18 protein-coding genes and 1 tRNA gene are annotated in these 16,591 nt (G+C 39.2%); 10 read left to right on the top strand and 9 right to left on the bottom strand.

Translation table 11 applies throughout. The features are described 5' to 3' along the window. Window positions 1–147 precede the first annotated feature (147 nt). From FBB35_RS27090 to FBB35_RS27070, 5 genes are all read right to left on the bottom strand, one after another. Window positions 148–1,653 carry an NB-ARC domain-containing protein gene (locus FBB35_RS27090; RefSeq protein WP_174712219.1) on the bottom strand — a complete coding sequence of 502 codons (1,506 nt, stop codon included), beginning with the start codon at window positions 1,651–1,653 and terminating at the stop codon, window positions 148–150. Window positions 1,654–1,851: 198 nt separating this feature from the next. Then, entirely contained in the window at window positions 1,852–2,058 is a 207-nt protein-coding gene (locus tag FBB35_RS27085; protein WP_174712218.1) for a hypothetical protein, read from the bottom strand. Window positions 2,059–2,208: 150 nt separating this feature from the next. Then, a complete protein-coding gene (locus tag FBB35_RS27080) occupies window positions 2,209–2,658 on the bottom strand; it encodes an HNH endonuclease (protein WP_174712217.1) in 450 nt (149 codons plus the stop codon). Between the two features lie 11 nt (window positions 2,659–2,669). Further along, a complete protein-coding gene (locus tag FBB35_RS27075) occupies window positions 2,670–3,110 on the bottom strand; it encodes a hypothetical protein (protein WP_254625703.1) in 441 nt (146 codons plus the stop codon). Window positions 3,111–3,121: 11 nt separating this feature from the next. After that, entirely contained in the window at window positions 3,122–3,655 is a 534-nt protein-coding gene (locus FBB35_RS27070; protein ID WP_174712216.1) for a hypothetical protein, read from the bottom strand. Window positions 3,656–3,867: 212 nt separating this feature from the next. On the opposite strand from FBB35_RS27070, the gene FBB35_RS27065 reads away from it, so the two are divergent. From FBB35_RS27065 to FBB35_RS35935, 8 genes are all read left to right on the top strand, one after another. Next, window positions 3,868–6,312, top strand: coding sequence for a VIT domain-containing protein (locus FBB35_RS27065; protein WP_174712215.1), 2,445 nt, complete (start codon window positions 3,868–3,870; stop codon window positions 6,310–6,312). Window positions 6,313–7,687: 1,375 nt separating this feature from the next. Further along, window positions 7,688–7,774: transfer RNA gene (locus FBB35_RS27060), tRNA-Ser, on the top strand. An 835-nt stretch (window positions 7,775–8,609) separates the two neighbouring features. After that, complete coding sequence (locus FBB35_RS27055; protein ID WP_174712114.1) at window positions 8,610–9,188, top strand: antA/AntB antirepressor family protein; 579 nt, start codon at window positions 8,610–8,612, stop codon at window positions 9,186–9,188. Between the two features lie 81 nt (window positions 9,189–9,269). Beyond that, on the top strand, window positions 9,270–9,887 hold the full coding sequence (locus FBB35_RS27050) for a BRO family protein (protein WP_174712115.1): 618 nt from the start codon (window positions 9,270–9,272) through the stop codon (window positions 9,885–9,887). Window positions 9,888–10,135: 248 nt separating this feature from the next. Then, window positions 10,136–10,459: a hypothetical protein gene (locus FBB35_RS27045; RefSeq protein ID WP_174712214.1), complete on the top strand. Its 324-nt coding sequence runs from the start codon at window positions 10,136–10,138 to the stop codon at window positions 10,457–10,459. A 101-nt stretch (window positions 10,460–10,560) separates the two neighbouring features. Beyond that, window positions 10,561–10,881, top strand: a complete 321-nt coding sequence (locus FBB35_RS27040; RefSeq protein ID WP_174712213.1) for a hypothetical protein — start codon at window positions 10,561–10,563, stop codon at window positions 10,879–10,881. 141 nt (window positions 10,882–11,022) lie between these two features. Next, on the top strand, window positions 11,023–11,775 hold the full coding sequence (locus FBB35_RS27035; RefSeq protein WP_174712212.1) for a hypothetical protein: 753 nt from the start codon (window positions 11,023–11,025) through the stop codon (window positions 11,773–11,775). Then, on the top strand, window positions 11,741–11,842 hold the full coding sequence (locus FBB35_RS35935) for a Rho termination factor N-terminal domain-containing protein (protein ID WP_174713782.1): 102 nt from the start codon (window positions 11,741–11,743) through the stop codon (window positions 11,840–11,842). The genes FBB35_RS27035 and FBB35_RS35935 overlap by 35 nt, the downstream gene beginning before the upstream one ends. On the opposite strand, the gene FBB35_RS27025 is transcribed toward FBB35_RS35935, so the two are convergent. The 4 genes from FBB35_RS27025 to FBB35_RS27010 form a co-directional block, all read right to left on the bottom strand. After that, entirely contained in the window at window positions 11,829–12,098 is a 270-nt protein-coding gene (locus FBB35_RS27025; protein ID WP_174712101.1) for a hypothetical protein, read from the bottom strand. The two genes, FBB35_RS35935 and FBB35_RS27025, sit on opposite strands and share 14 nt — an antisense overlap. Before the next feature lie 220 nt (window positions 12,099–12,318). Then, window positions 12,319–12,786, bottom strand: coding sequence for a hypothetical protein (locus FBB35_RS27020; RefSeq protein ID WP_174712211.1), 468 nt, complete (start codon window positions 12,784–12,786; stop codon window positions 12,319–12,321). A gap of 9 nt (window positions 12,787–12,795) precedes the next feature. Further along, a complete protein-coding gene (locus FBB35_RS27015) occupies window positions 12,796–13,413 on the bottom strand; it encodes a hypothetical protein (RefSeq protein WP_174712210.1) in 618 nt (205 codons plus the stop codon). A gap of 55 nt (window positions 13,414–13,468) precedes the next feature. Continuing rightward, window positions 13,469–13,807, bottom strand: a complete 339-nt coding sequence (locus tag FBB35_RS27010; RefSeq protein ID WP_174712209.1) for a hypothetical protein — start codon at window positions 13,805–13,807, stop codon at window positions 13,469–13,471. Window positions 13,808–14,079: 272 nt separating this feature from the next. On the opposite strand from FBB35_RS27010, the gene FBB35_RS27005 reads away from it, so the two are divergent. Then, complete coding sequence (locus FBB35_RS27005; RefSeq protein WP_174712208.1) at window positions 14,080–14,868, top strand: hypothetical protein; 789 nt, start codon at window positions 14,080–14,082, stop codon at window positions 14,866–14,868. Beyond that, window positions 14,868–16,550, top strand: a complete 1,683-nt coding sequence (locus tag FBB35_RS27000) for a hypothetical protein (RefSeq protein WP_174712207.1) — start codon at window positions 14,868–14,870, stop codon at window positions 16,548–16,550. Before FBB35_RS27005 ends, FBB35_RS27000 begins: the two co-directional genes overlap by 1 nt. Window positions 16,551–16,591 lie beyond the last annotated feature (41 nt).

Below are 16,591 nucleotides of genomic sequence, written 5' to 3'. Positions count from 1 at the left end.
AACTGTCTTTAATTTTGAAGTAATGAGTAATAAGTAATAAGTAATAAGTAACAAGTAATAAGTAATAAGTAACAAGTAATAAGTAATAGATATTACTCATTACTCATTTATTTAATGCAGCCGGTTAGTTAGGCTGGTTGTTTTTTATTAAACTGATTCTATTCCTGAGAGAATCGCAACATTACTCTTGATGTAACCCATTGCCAAAGGAGATTGACCATTTAACAACAACAGAATCTGATTAAATATTTGTGGAAGAGTTGCACCATACAAATGCCAAAGCTTTTTCCAAAGTTGAGTTAAAATGCGATCGCCTGCAATATCGTCAGTACCTGGTCTTAGTAACCAATGGGTTCGCAATATCTGAAAATGACGAATATCATTACTCTGCACAACTTTATAAATCTCTTGAGCAGCATGTTCCACCAATTCATCTGTCACCACTTTCATTACTAGGGGTTGCAATGTAAATGAGGATTCATAATCGCTGACCCATTTTTCTAAAAGCGATCGCCTTTCTAAGGCTACAATGCCCTCTAAAACCATCGCTGGGTCAACGGATATCAGCAAATGGGTTTGCAATCGAGAGAATGAGACAGGTTCTTGCCAAATAGCCAGCCAGTAGAGAATGTCTTGCTCTAAGCCGGAAAGTTGCTCAAATTGCTGTTTGAGAATCACACGCAAGCGATCGCCTACAATTAGAGTATGCTGACTCAGAAAAGCAGCAACATTCCCAGCAAATACAGACTGAATCAATGGTGTTACTAGTTTCAGCGCCAAGGGATTACCGCGATAAAGTTGAATTAAAACTGATAACCCCAGTTCCTTGCCTGTCAATCCCCTTGATTGTAATAATTCTACAGCCTCTATTTTTTGCAATCCTTTGAGATTTAAACAGCGAAATGTTTTAGTATTAATTTCACCAGTGTTTATCTGTTCGCGGCTGCTAATCAGAATACAACTTTGATGCCGTTCTCGACTTAATTGTTGGATAAATTGACCATAACTGAGGTCTTCTGGCTGGGAGAAAGTAGCCTCGAATTCATCCAATATCAACAGACAGCGACGTTTTTGTAACTGCTGGATGAGTTGTGCAGTACCTTGTTGAATATTTTGGGCAACGCTTTGCTCAAAGGAGTTTAGTAAGCTATTCAGCAGGGAAATGAGAGATGGGGAAGTTTGTAGAGACTTCCAAATTAAACAATCAAATTTTGACTGAATGCGGTCTACTAAAGCCAGTGCTAGAGCGGTTTTGCCAATACCAGCGATACCGTTAATGGTGACTAATTTCCAGTTTTGGCTAGTTATCCATTCTTCTAACTGCGCCAATTCCTGATTTCGTCCATAAAAGCTTTCGAGATCGGGTGCTTCATTGCATTCTAAGTAAGGCGTAGTGATATCTGCAATAGATTCTAAGTCTGCATTAGATGATTCTGCGATCGCTTCCCAGTTGACAATACCAACAGCTTGGCAGATAGCGATGAAGATTTCTCGCTGGATGCGATCGCCTTGCCAAAATCGGCGTAAAGTAGCTCTAGAGGTATGGGCATCTTGCCACCAACGCGCCGTGTTAGTTTTTGTCCAACCTAGACGTTGACGGGATTTATCTACAATTGCTAGTCCTGCTGTTGATGCTTTCAGCGAGTTTGACATACATCTATGGTTTAGATTCCAACTTATGAGATAAGTAGGGTATCTGGGAATGAGTTTCAAATAATTCTAATAAACCAATTTTACCTACAAAGAAAGTATAAATTCCATATTGGAGCGGCAAATAATTTTTCTTTAAAATAAGTTAATTTCATCTTATTTTTTCAAAGATTTTGCTTTAGCATAGTATTCTTCTTTTTATTAAAATGGATTTTCATAATGGTATGGCTGTGTATCGTGCAAAGGATAAAGATTTGTATCTAATTGGAATTTTAGTGCTACTTGGTTATCTGGAGGCTTCGCTTCTAGAATAATCACTTCCACAGCGTCACCTGCATGAAAAGGTAAACCATGTAGCGTCAGAGTTTCATCTTCAGTTAACACAAGTTCTATCTTGTGAGCATTCATATTTCAACTCCTAAATCATTTTTTAACAATTCTAATAACCCAATTGTAGCTACAAAAAAACTATAAATCCGATATTGGATTGGTTAATAATTTTTCGCAAGTGCATAACAAGCGGCAATTATTCCTTCACCGAAATGAGCCGAGATTTTTTTATTCTTTGAGAGACTGGAGCAAGTAACTAGGACGTGCAACTTTTACACCAATATAATAATCAGGATAGCGAACAAATATATAATGCTCATACTCATACCAATGCATCTCACCCTTTTGTTGGTTACACATCAAACAAATTACCCAAAAATTCTTGAATTCCATTGATAACCAGGGATATTGCGATCTAGGAAGCTTATGATCTATTGTTTTGCCACCTTTTTCAAAATACTTGTCCCCACAAATTGGACAGTAACAGTCTGAATTATCTCTCACCCAAGTTTTACTTTCTTGTGTGGTACCACACTCATAATCACCATTAACATATCGCCAGTAATCGAATTTTCTATAATTTTCAAAATCTTGATGAGTTAGTTTATGATAGCGTTTGCTGCCAATTTTATCTGCAATTTTAAATAATTCATTCAGTTCTTTTTCTTCAAGGTTCATTGGACTTTCCTCTAATATTTGACAGTTCTGTATAACTTTTGATTATTTTGCTTCCTATATGTCTTTTTTGGCTTATTACTAAAATCAATAAATTCTATTTCTGTATCAGGAAATTGCTTATCGATCTCTTCTGCAATCTCATTCACTTCTTTAGCTAATCTGTGATTAGTTTCTTGTATTTCTTGAACGGTAAAATATTTATTTCCAATTCGGTCTGCTTCTAAAAATAATTCTTCAAGTGTCAAATCATCGAATTGATATTTATCTAAAAAATCCTTTATTTTATGATAAAGGCTAATAAGGTTATTCCATCCAACATTCTTGTAACCTTCTGTTTTTAGCCAGTGTATATCTTCTTGCTTCAACTTGTTTCTATTTTTTGAGTTAACACGTTGAGTATCGCGGTAGCTCATACCATTGAAAATTATTTTTTTAGTGTTATGCTCAGTCATAGAGTTGTTTTTTAACCCAGTGTAGATTTGAATAAGTGAATTACTGCTTTCCGAATTTCGCTGTCTTCATACTGGAGAATTTTCTTGGTATTTATAGCTAATTTGAGTCTGATTTCATCAATTAAATTTTTTAAGGTTTTATTATCTTTCATTAGTTGCTCATTTACAACTATCAAATCTTTATTTTGAGAAGTTATAGCTTTGAGCCTATCTTCTACAAGATTACTTTTGCTGTATAAACTTTGAATTTCAGCTTCGCGTTTATCCTTTTCCTCTCTTTGAGAATTTATAAGCCGATCAATTTTCGTTGCATATTCCTTTTCTTTTCGCTCAAGCTCGTTTGTTTTCTTCGTTACCAAACCTTTCTGAGCAGCTTGAAGACGCTGACGATTTATTAGTTCAGAACCAGCAAAATGTGAAATAGCTCTACGAATAGTAATTTCGTCAGGATTAATATTAAAGTCAATTTTCTCTAATGCACGTTTAGCATCTGCTGTTGTCCATCCTTCACCTTCAAGTAGCTTAATAGCCTGTGACTTATTCACTGTTATAAATTTGTAAGGTATGGTTAATGTAATTTAGGTTACGTTTTATTAGTATAAAACACGTATACAGTAACTAGACTGGCAATTTTACCGAAAATCATTATTTACAAGTGAACCTACTACTGAGCATCGACTGAGCATAAAACTGAGCATATCTCCCAGAAAAACCCGCCTACGCTAGAGACAGGAAACAAAAGCGCCAGGTAAAGATTATGACTCAAACCCTAGAACAACAACCCAGTGGCTTATATCTGCAAAACTTCAACCAACAGATTGCCTTTCCCCTCAAACACACTGAAGTAAAAGCCAAAATCGCTGGTAACATCTCACGGGTGGAAGTTACCCAAAGTTTTGAAAATCCATTTACCACAACCCTAGAAGCCGTTTATATTTTCCCCTTACCCGATGAAGCCGCCGTTGATGATATGCTGATTCGTATAGGCGATCGCACAATTCAAGGCAGCATCAAAAAACGTCAAGAAGCTTTAGCCATCTACGAACAAGCCAGAAAACAAGGACAGACAGCCGGACTTCTCGAACAAGAACGAGACAATATCTTCACCCAATCTCTGGCAAACATCAAGCCAGGCGAACAAATTGATGTGATTATTCGCTACAGCGACAGCCTAAAATTTGAGGGGGGAAATTACGAATTTGTTTTCCCAATGGTTGTTGGCCCCCGTTACATTCCCGGAATCACCATCGAAGAAAATGCTGTCGGGGGTGGTTCAGCCATTGCACCCATGACTTTAAATCAAGATACCGATTTAGTTCCAGATGCTTCCCGCTTGAACGCTCCCATTTTGCCAGCCGGGATGCGCTCAAGTCATGATATTAATGTCACTATAGAAATTAATGCTGGCGTTGAGATTCAAGATATTAACTCACCCTCTCACCAAATCCAAATCATCCGTGAAGGACAGTTAGTGAATGTCAAACTAGGTGGTGGAGACACAATACCCAACAAAGACCTAATTTTACGCTACCAAGTTAGCAGTAATAACACCCAAACAACTACGCTTACCCAAGCCGATGAACGGGGTGGACACTTTGCCTTATACATGATTCCCGCCGTTGAGTACCGTCCTGATGAGATTGTCGCCAAAGATATGGTGTTTCTCATCGACTCCTCCGGTTCTCAAAGCGGCGAACCACTGATGCAATGTCAGGAATTGATGCGCCGTTTTATCAATGGACTCAATCCCGATGATACCTTTAGCATTATTGATTTTTCCGATACTACACAGCAACTCTCACCAGTTCCCCTCGCCAATACTTTCCAAAATCGTTTATTAGCAATCAACTATATCAATCGTTTAAACGCCGATGGTGGAACGGAAATGTTAGGCGGTATTCGCACCGTCTTAAATTTAAAACCCACAAATCCGGGACGCTTGCGAAATATTGTTTTACTAACTGATGGCTATATCGGCAACGAAAACCAAATTTTAGCAGAAGTTAAACAGCGTCTCCAGCCAGGAACCCGCCTTCATAGCTTTGGTGCAGGTAGTTCGGTGAATCGTTTCTTACTCAATCGGATTGCAGAATTAGGACGGGGTATTGCTCGGATTATTCGCCATGATGAACCTGTAGATGAAGTGGTAGAAAAATTCTTCCACCAAATCAATAATCCAGTCCTCGCCAATATTCAATTGCAATGGGAAGGTGATGGTGAATCTCCAATCATGTATCCATCGACACCACCAGATTTATTTGCAGAGCAACCGTTAGTGTTATTTGGACGCAAACCAGACGCGCATTCTGGAAAGTTGCACGTTACTGGCATTACTGGAGGTGGTAGGCGTTATCAGCACAGTTTTCATCTGGATTTTCCACAAACAGGTAATCCTGCGATTGCTCAACTTTGGGGACGTTCCCGCATCAAGGATTTAATGAATCAAATGGTGAGTGGCGACACAAAGGGAGGTGTAGAAGCGGTGATAGATACAGCTCTGACTTATCAACTGTTATCGCAATATACGGCTTTTGTTGCCGTCAGTGATGATATCAGAGTCAATCCCAACCAGGATTCTATATCTGTGCAAGTACCTGTGGAAATACCTGAAGCAATCAGCTATGAGGGTATTTTTAGTAACGTGTCTTTTGGTGCAGCTCCAGGGGGTGGAATGGCAAGCAGTCGCCAGAAAGCAAAGAAACAATCTGCACCATCTCCAATGTCTGTATTACCACCACCATCCCCAATGTCTGCGCCAGCAAAACCGATGCAACGGTTTGAAGAGATGGAGTCATTGTCAGAAATTGAACTTGGATATGCTGATGATTTTAGTAATCTTGATAGCCTGTTATCAGTTTCCGAAAGCTCGATGCCACAATTGGAAGATTTAAAAGCCTTACGGAAAGAGGAATCCTCTGTCCCTCATTTACAGATTGTGAGCGTGACGGGATTGAATCAGCAGATGATTTCTCTGCTGACTCAATACTTGCAAGCAATTCAACTCCCTAGAGGTTTCGGTGGTGATTTGGTGTTTGAATTCCAACTTAGCCAGGGACGGGTGAGACAGTTGCTGCTAGATGAACAGGCTTCATCCTTGAAGGAACAGACTGTGATTGAATTAATTAAGCGATCGCTTTTAGCTTGGCTACCTTCCCAGACTCTCACTAGTACAGTGGTGTTAACACTTCGGATTCAACCGTAATAGCTCCTTTATATAGTGGAGAGCGATCGCTAAAAGGGTTGGCGTAGGCAGAACTCGACTTTATCCAAAATTAAGAACTTGGTTCTCCTTATAGAGCAAAACCCCTAGCTTTTTGGCAAAAAGTTTTTCCATATCACTGATTCACGCTGAAATCGAAAAAGTAAAACTACTGTCCTATAAAGGTTTCAGCGTCATCTTGAGTGTTGCCAAAAAATGGATAAAGTCGAGCTACGTGGTAATGCAGGATAAGTCACTTATGCTACCGCTCGGTTGATGATATACTCTAGATTCAAAGAAGTGAGAAGAGTAAAAAATATTCATCAACAAAATTAGCTCAGATTTGTGAACCAGTTTTTTTAGCAAAAGTACTTGATATAAGTACTTTTGTCTAGATTAGTTACTACCACAAAAAAAACTGTCATAATTACAATCAGGTAAACACTCACTTCAGAAATATATTAAGAATAGAGATTCAATAATTTCTCCATAGTGAAGTCTTAAATGCTATTAAAAATTGAAATATTTTTCTGCAAGCAACAATTTCAAAAAACGTAAGACATACTTCTGATGTATTTTCTTCGTAGTTATGGTTGAAATTGTTAGGTTTTATGTTGAAAATAACGGTACTTGTTTTTGTAGTGTTGTCTCTGTTTTATATTTTAGTTTTAAAAGATGCTGACACGTCTATGGTTTATATGCTTGGTGCAATAGTTTGTACACTTTTATCAATGAATAATAAACTATAATCTAGCAATTAATGGCTCTTTAGTACGTATAAAGTGCAACATTTATTCATTCCATGAATGCAAAAATGCACAGATGTAATCAAAAATTCATAGTATATATTGTAGAACTTTACTCATTAATTGTCACAGAGATATTGAGCCGACACTGTAAAAGGTATCCCTTGAATACGGGGGCATCTCAATGAGTGTAAAAACACGCCTGTCCAAGATTATGCCGCAGCTTCAAAAGCTTGGCATTGTTCATTAGACACGTCCGAAAATTTGCAAAGTTGGTCTGCATCTGGGTTTTCAAAGTGTTAACACCGAACTAGGGGAAAAAATCAGAAAAGCCATAGAGGGAGATAAAAGCTCTCTATCCCCTATTTGTGATGTCTTTTCCGATGTATACAAACCTTACAGCAGTTTTCATGTATTTGAACCACATCCGTCGTAGTAGGGGCGCAAGGCCTTGCGCCCCTACCCTATGGTCTATTTACCTGAAAATCACTGTAATTAGCCTTTGGTGTTTCCGAAGCATTCTGTTACGCAGATAAAGCGCTAATGTTATAGTAATATAGGAAATGAGTTAAAATTTCCCTCAATTCACGGCATTTGAATATATATATACTAAAATGTGTGAATAAATATCTGGAGAGGTGTCCGAGCGGTTCATGGTGACGCACTCGAAATGCGTTAAGAAAGCAATTTCTTCGAGAGTTCGAATCTCTCCCTCTCCGTTAAATGCATACAGGGTAAGGTTCTTAGGTTTTCCCCTTTTATTTTTGGTCATTTTGTGCTGTAGGACTTGGTACAGGTTTTTGGTACAGTTGGTACAGTAAATGGTTCAATAAGTTCATATTTTCTACTTACAAAAATAGTAAACACCTTGCAATGCTTGATACGTATGCTTTGTGAGTGAAAATGCTGTGATAAAGTCAGCACCAGTGTTGATAATGAAAACTTATCGCTAATGACATATAAGCAAAAAGTATGTAACTGCCTATAAAGAAAAACCTTCGTTATAGGCTTCAATGCGTTGCTGGTAAAGCGTTCTGAGCATTACTGCACACTGTTCGTTATACGCTAGGTTACTTATCAATAGATGATTCATAAGTTCTTATTATTCCGATTTTAAATCGGAATATTTAAAAGCCTTACTGTATATCAATCCTGTAAATCTACAGTTTTAAGTTTACTTATCATTCACGCACTCACAAGAAAACACCCTACTTTTTACAGTAAGGTGTAAGTTTTGCTTATGTGTGAGATATTTATGCTTTACTCTTGACTTTTGGTAGTTTGTGTGGTGGTAATTCACTATCTTAGGTTCACATGAAGACTATGAAGAGCAAGAGAGATTTGACTTGTTGCATAGCTTTCACGTGGCGGCGGTAAGTAGGTGGGAAAAAATGCAAACTGCTTACAATAAAGCACGTAGTAGTGGTAGGTAGTACTTCCTAGGTGACATCCCAGAGTGTCACTCCAGATGTCATATTTTATTGTCATCTCACAACAACACATACAACAGGTTTCAACATCGCTTCAACGCACACAATACCCAATGACAAAACAATGACACAGCTTACCTTTGACAAGACACTTGCACTCTCAATTTATAACTCTGATGAACAATTTCCTATTGACCTTGATGATGCGTGGCTATGGCTGGGCTGGGCATCAAAACAGAAAGCACTTGATTGCCTTGTAGCTAATTTTGAAGAAGGCACAGACTTTTTAACTTTGGGTAAAAAAGCCTCTAACGGGGGCAGACCGGGAAAACATATTATGTTGACAGTTGATTGCTTTAAGTGTTTTGCGATGATGTCAGGTACAGAACAGGGTAAAGTCATCCGCAAATACTTTATTGAATGTGAAAGTATTGCCAAGGAAGCAAATATCAAAGCATTACCATCTGTCAGCACATCAAAACTCACTGAACTAAAAGCCAACGATGCACTGGTACGGCATCACATTAGGGTGCTTGAAAGTGAACTAGCTGAAAAGAGGATGGAATTACAGTCTATTCAAAAAGAGTTATTCACCGAAGCTAAAGCTGTACTTGATGCTAACCCTGAACTGGCAAGGGCTGTACTCGATGCCAGGGAAATAATAGAGCGCGCTAAACAAGCCAACAAGTACCTTAGTGTGTGAGATGTCATCTAAATATGACATTTTAAATGACATGTAAAAATGTCACTCACAGACAATACCTATACACAGAGAACAAGAATAATGAGTAACTTATCTATTTTCAGCTTTGAAACACACGACATACGCTTTGTAGGTACTGCAATAGACCCTTGGTGGGTAGCGGCTGATATTTGCAAGGCATTAGAGATTACAAATCCATCAACAGCTATTAGTAAATTGGACGATGACGAAAAAACACGTGACATAACTTTAAATGATGTCAGTGGCAAATTTGCTAGCACCAGGGCGCAGAAGGTATGGTGTGTGAATGAACCAGGATTGTATGCACTTGTCTTAACAAGTCGCAAGCCATCAACCAAGCGCTTTAAAAAGTGGCTGACATCCGAGGTAATACCCGCTATACGCCGGACTGGTAGTTACAGCATTCCTAACAACGCACATGTTAGGACTTCCACTACCTTCGACAAAAAGGTTGCCGAACTGATGAAGCGCAAGGAACTGTTATCAGAACGCATCGATGCTACGACAAAATCACTCAAGTCATTACAGGAACAATACGACTCACTTGAACAAGAGTACTCACGACTATACGTAGAGCATTATCGTCACGAGGGTGAGGAGTATATCAAGCACAAACAAATAGTTGGTAGCCACAATCCCTACCTTAGTAAATTGAATGACATTAAAACATGTCACTAAAAATGTCACTCAAACATGTCATCCAGGAATGATAGGGTATGCCCAATATCACCAAGATACTTGTAAAAATGATTTTACCTAGTCACAGTATATGTTTCAGGTTATTTTCTTATTTTTATCACAAGAATGATTGACACTTTTTCGTTGATGTGACATAAATGATATAAGGAAACAACAGCAAGGGATTCAGGGATTCATCGACTCCATAGCGCTGTTAATATCCCACATACACACAAAAATTGAGTTTTATGCCTAGAGGTATTCCAAGTAGTGGTACTAGAAAACCAGGCTCAGGGAGGAAGAAGAAGTATGTCGATGACGTAGTACAGAAATGGGTTCCAACATCCATTGCTAGTAAGTTAGATGACATCTATCAACTCTTAATTGACCTAGAGAAAGAGGTTGCCGTATGGGAAAAGACTTGTGAAGAAAAGAAGACCTCACCACGTTACGAACAAGCACGCAAGCTAGTTTCAACACTTAGACTTTTGCTGAATAGATTAGGGATTGATGCTAGCAGTATTTATGCACAAGACAGCGAACAAAGGGATAAGTCACAAGCTAATCAATAGCTCATATTGACTTCAGAAGTATTCGTTTACACGACCTCAGTACGTCGTTAAACTACTGTTCTCGATAACAGTAAACAACACACAAATCACACAGGACTTATATGAGAAATTCCAAAGCAGTAGAATCAAGGACAACTAACGCAGAACGTTTAGCGGGCACAGTAATTGGCTACCTAAAGCACAACTACACTGTAGAGCAATTGTTTTTCTGGTGTCAGCGTGAGCTAGGACGTGAACTTACTCACGAAGAATTCAAGACAATCGCTTCCAAGGCTTCTGAGTACGGTTACGAGATTGATGTGGAGAAGGAATATAGCAAGGTATCGCGAAAAGATGGACTAGAGTCTGAACTGAAGGTGTTTTTTGATAACTTGACTATTCCTCAAAAAGTTACCCAATTACACCTACTGACTAAGGAATAATCAAGCATTTTAAATGCTACTAAGGTTTACACCAATAGCTAACACGAAATAACAGGTTTCAATATCACTTCAATATATACAGGGTCTTGGCAGTATTGCCAAAGCCGGTTATCCTCGCAAAGTAGTACATAAGTATCAATCATGTCAGACAAAGCCAAACGTGCGTTAATTCAAATCGCTGGTATTGAAATAGAAGTATTTCAGTTGCCCAACGGTGATTACGTAATGAGTCAAACTCAAGTAGCCGAAGCGATTGAATTATCTGAGATTGGGTTCCGACGTTTTTTAAAGGAAAATCGATTGAACCATTTACCCGGTAAAGGTTTCAGCTTCGACAAATTTTCAATATCTGGCACAGGTAGACAGATAAATGCTATTCCTGTCGATATCGCATCAGACTTCTGGATGTCGCAAGCATTCAAAGGCAACATCAAAGCCCAAGCGTTGGTATCGGCATGTATGCAAGAGGCACTACAACGTCGTTGTGACGCAGTCTTTAGCATCGTCAAATCAGAGCAACAATATGAACGTCAAGCTATCAACAGTCGTGTGTCGTGGGAGGAATCACGCCTATTTTGCACTGATGCACAGTCAGCGTTTCAGAATAGTTGTATACGTTATAAGTTTAATGCTGCTATGGCACACGACGCGATTACCGTTGCTGTATGTGGCAAGACAGCATCTGACTTAAAGGAGATGGAATTAATAAGCGGTGCTTCTGACATTGGTTTAAATCATGTATCAGAAGTACAACTACTTGTCAGGATAGCAAAAATGAAGTTTGAGTTCTCAAGATACAGGAAGGGTGGAATATCTGAGCGTGTTAATAGGGCTTTAAAAACCACCGAACACTCTCTCTATCAGAGAACTCAAAAAAATTGCCACAAACCTTAAAATAAAGGGTTATGGCAACATGAACAAGAATGAATTGGTACTAGCAATACAAGCTACTGCAACTTAGTTTCTACCTTGACCATTCGCTCCGACAAAGTATCTAGCCTAACATCTACTCTATCTAGCACTACAGACATCTTATCTGTGGTGCTTTTCAAGTTGCTGATATCGTTTTCAAGTAGCACCATGACACGCTCCTTACTAGCGTAATCAGCCATCCGTTGACGACGATGTATTCCACGCTCTTGCACAAACAGTACTAATAAGCTCACGAAAGCTGGTACAGATAATCCGACAATCCACATAATAACCTCGTTACTCATAAACCCCTACCCTACTAAATCAGAGTGACATTTTTTGATGACACTTGTATCGACATATTTACATGTCATGCAATAAATTTTTATCCATGACATTAAAAATGACATTTTAAGTGACATCTAAATATGACACTTCGGAACAATACACCCTACACCCAAAAAAAATACCCAACATAGCTTTTAAACCATGCTGGGTATAACACTTCATTACCCAAAATTTGTATTATCTATTTAGTGACTGTTGAATACTATTCACCTTGGCTAACGTTGCCTTTTGAGTTGTCTGCAAACTATCCAAGGTTGCTCCCTGGTTAGTGCCAACATATTCCCAGACTTGCAACTTTACATCTTTGTAGTAACTTTCAGGCGAGTAGCTCAACACGTACTTGTTTTCAATATCAGGAAATGTCGTAAACCTGTGAATCATATAGCGATTCAGGATTACTTTGATTTGCTCACCTTGTGCAGCACCAGCAGTGCCGAATGGTATGAAAAAAGCCTGATACAGATACCCTGCTTTATACCAATTAGGGTTAGCACTTTCGCTAGTGAGATAGAGTGCAATGGTATTGTGAGTCAGTACTGTATCAGGCTCTATTGGTGCTATTGGCAAGTACTTACCATTGACATTTTTAACAGCCTTGCGACTAACGTTGATAACTTGTTTCCACTCACTAGCGATATCATACATAAGAGTGACCTACTGCTTAATGTCTCCACCGTCAGCCCGAATTTTGTTCAGAAGTTCAGTAACATTAGTGCCAGCAACGATGCTAGATTGTGCTGTTGTCTGTTGCCAGATACCATAAGTACCACCTTTTTCGATAGTGTAGTATGGTTCAATTTCGGTGGAAGATGGCGTTCCGTCACGAGCAATTTTAGCTGGGGGGATGAATTCACCGAGTGCATCGGATATTACGGGAATTGTTGCCCATTTTGGAAAAGCAAAGCTCAGTGTATGAACTTGTGTCTTTTTAGAATCACTTGGGTATATCCTCTTACCCGTGCGAATAATGACACGTTTTTGACCAATTCTCTTTTTGACAGTGTAGACGTAATCTGCTACTTTGCCATCACTGTTTTCTTTACTTTGTGATAGCACTGTGCCGTCAGCCAAAGTGAAAGTGCGGATACCTCCCTTAGCTTCACGCTCGATATCACCTACAAAAATTTTAGAGTCTGGGATATCCAGAAATCTATGGGTAGAGAGTCGTGTAGCGAATACACCATAAGCCTTATTTCTTACTTCGCCTACACCACTACCGGGTTTATCCATGTAAAGTGGATAGAATACGTGTTTCAAGGACTGCGTTGCCATCGTTCATACTCCTAAAAAAAGAGTAGGGAATTTCACCCTACAAGGTTATGAGATACTATGCACGAGCGGGAACAGTAGCACTAATGCCAGCGCCGGATATAACTGTTAACTGGTAGGTACTTGTAAAAGTTTGTAACCCACTACCAATGTCAGTCTGTACAGTGCCAGTCGTAGGTAGTGGGTATGAGTTTAGGAGTTCACCAGTAGCAGCAGTAGTGTTGGCAGTATTCTTTTTAGATTGTGCAATAGCAGCACCTTGCAAGAACTTGGCAAGAAATTCACTCATGCCAGCAGTGCCAGGTAAAGCATCCATTGCAGCAACGTAATCTTTTACGTCGGTATCCAAGATTTCAGCAGAAACCTCAGCCAGTGTTAAATCAGCAGTAGCAGCCATTTTTACTACACTCCGTATAAGTGTTTTTTGGGATGCTCTAAGTATTAGCAAGGTATTGAAGCAATGTCAAGTACCTGTAAAAATATTACTGAACGACGTGATTCTGCAAGGGTACGTGTTGTTTCAAAGTGACATTTTAAAGTGTCATCTGGAGTGACATGTTTGAGTGACACTTATTTTTACGACCATACCCGTCTTGAAAATCTGGGTACTAGACAAATTTTTTCCTACAGGTTAACCAGTAAGAATAACTTTTTACCCTAGAGGCGTGTATGGCACTCGATACTTTCACTATCAAAACCAAAGTGGCAATAACATTGGATGCCAACACTCAAACAAATGTAGTACCACTTTTCACATATACATCATTCACTAAAGCAGGCTACAGAGTGGTGAATGAGTACTTTGAGGTGAAGAATCTTAAGGCTGTAGCGTTCATCTACAACATTGCAACAGTACCGTTTCCAGTATTTGACCTAGAGGACAGTGAGAGTAAACAGTTACTGGATGCTATCAACCTTGAGTGGAAATCACCACGCATCGAGATGGATATATTGCTGACTACAAATAACGGTACGAATTGGCAACGAATAGCAGCGTACTCATTGCTTAATCCAAATCCTTACCCATATAGAGAATATTCCCTTGGTGACCATGCACTTGGTAGCAATGCAATGGTAGGTATTCAAATGAAAAACGTAGGTTTTGGACTATTACAAAACGGTGCTTTTGGTAGTGATAAGATAACGGTGTTTGCTGACCTTGAGAGGGTAGTAACCGTAGAGCGTATAAGTGATACGTCGTCACGCATTGCCAACACTATTACTACTACTGCAAGCAAAATCGTTAACAGTAACAACAATAGGACTGGTATTAGCTTTCAAAACAATTCCTTAGTGGACGTTTTTGTTGATACTGTTAATACTGTTAAAACTTCGAGCTATGCAGTGAAGTTAGCACCCGGTGATTATTATGAGGCTTTAGCACCAATATACACCGGCTCATACTATGCAGTAATAGCAAGTGGTACAGCTTCTATTGAGATAAGGGAGTATGTGTGATGGGCTATTTCGCTGATACTCAAAAAAGTGAGTTAATGAAGCTGATAAAAGATAATGAAAACTTTCGACCTATTCCTATTTTCCCCGGTCAAGCATCAGCACCTATAAGAACTGTTGCTGGAAGAATTTATCAAGATTTCAAAGACGCAACTCTCAACGTTGACCCATGCAATATTACACTCACAACTCGTTTCGGAACTTTCACTCATAGGAACCCATACTGTCAACTACCTCAAGTACCACCCAATGACATCGATAAGCTACGACGCATGGATTTATCCCGATGTGGATTGATTACCTTTAGGGTGATTTATGCATCAAAAATACTAGGGTTTGTATACGACACTGACATCAATGGGTATGTCAGGCAGTCAGAGAACTCATCACCAAATATAATCCTTCAGTTGATTAAGTCGAAATTTCCCGATTTTACAGGCGACATTTACGACTTCTATAACTCTGGGGGTAGTTCAGGCGTTAGTGAGGTAAAGACTGCTGGTAATGGCAGTACTTACAAAATCTACCCACAAATAGGTAATGGTTGTGGTGCTGATGGAGACCCTCAGAGGTACTTATCTTCATATCCTTCCTACTACGTCAGTGGCATGAATGTGGAGATTCAAAGTGGCACTGATAGAGTATCTGTGAATGCAATACTTGATGATTTGAGTGCAGGTGATTTTACTCCCATTATTGACAACCTGTATGTTAGTTCTCCCGACGCTTTAGGTTGTCCATCATTCACTCCAACATCAGACCCACCACCACCGCCAAAGCGTAAAAAAAAAGAAAAAGAGGATAAAGATATGTGCTGCCCCGGTCAACAAAACAACGACGCATTACTGAAGCTACTCATCAAACGTGTGGGTAGCCTACCTGCAAGTGTGCCTGATAACTTTGCAAAACAGAATCCAAGCTATATCAACATTGAGTCACTCGCAGAATTGATGTTGTGGCAGATGCAACAATTGGATGCATTGCTTGGTGCTTTTCCTATTGAGATAAAAGTGGAGGATACCGACCTTACGAAAGATGGCGACCAAACAGAAACAATATCACTACCCAATGTTGCCGAAGGACTGGCAGAGCTACTAGGGCTTTTGATAACAACGAAGCGTGATACTCAGGCAACACTTATCACCGCTATCAAGGCAATGGCAGAAGCAGGGATGGCAAAACAATTGGGTGTAAAAACGCTTGATGTAACACTAGCTAATGCTGAGTTTTTAGGGTACAAACTTGAGCAAAAAGAAAAAGAAATACCATCACTTTTTACCCCCAACGGACAGAATATTACTGAAACATTGAAAGAAAAAAACATCAAAATTGTCACCTATGAAAACACTGATAAAAATGACCTGCAAGATGACCTTAAAATACTCAAGACAATGGCAGCAAGATGGAATGCTCAAAATTGGCGGTCATTGACGGGTGATATTGTGGAAGACCTAAAACAAAAACTGCTAGGTAATCCTGATGCTATCAGCGCCAATCATAAGGAGAATGAGCAGGGTAGTTTTAATGATTTCACAGAACAAGCTGAAAGAGGTTTTATCGAGGTTTCTGGTATCACCGATACTATTAATCCTTGGGGTAGACCTTACGACCAACGCCCTAAAATACGAGAGATTGGGACAGAAAAAGGCAACTACGATAACGACGGCAGAGAAATTGTCAGGTAGGTAGAATGTATATTTCCCAGATGACATATTTAGATGACATT

It is taken from the genome of Nostoc sp. TCL240-02 (assembly GCF_013343235.1).
GTDB lineage: Bacteria > Cyanobacteriota > Cyanobacteriia > Cyanobacteriales > Nostocaceae > Nostoc.
This window is presented reverse-complemented; position numbering and strand designations above follow the sequence as displayed.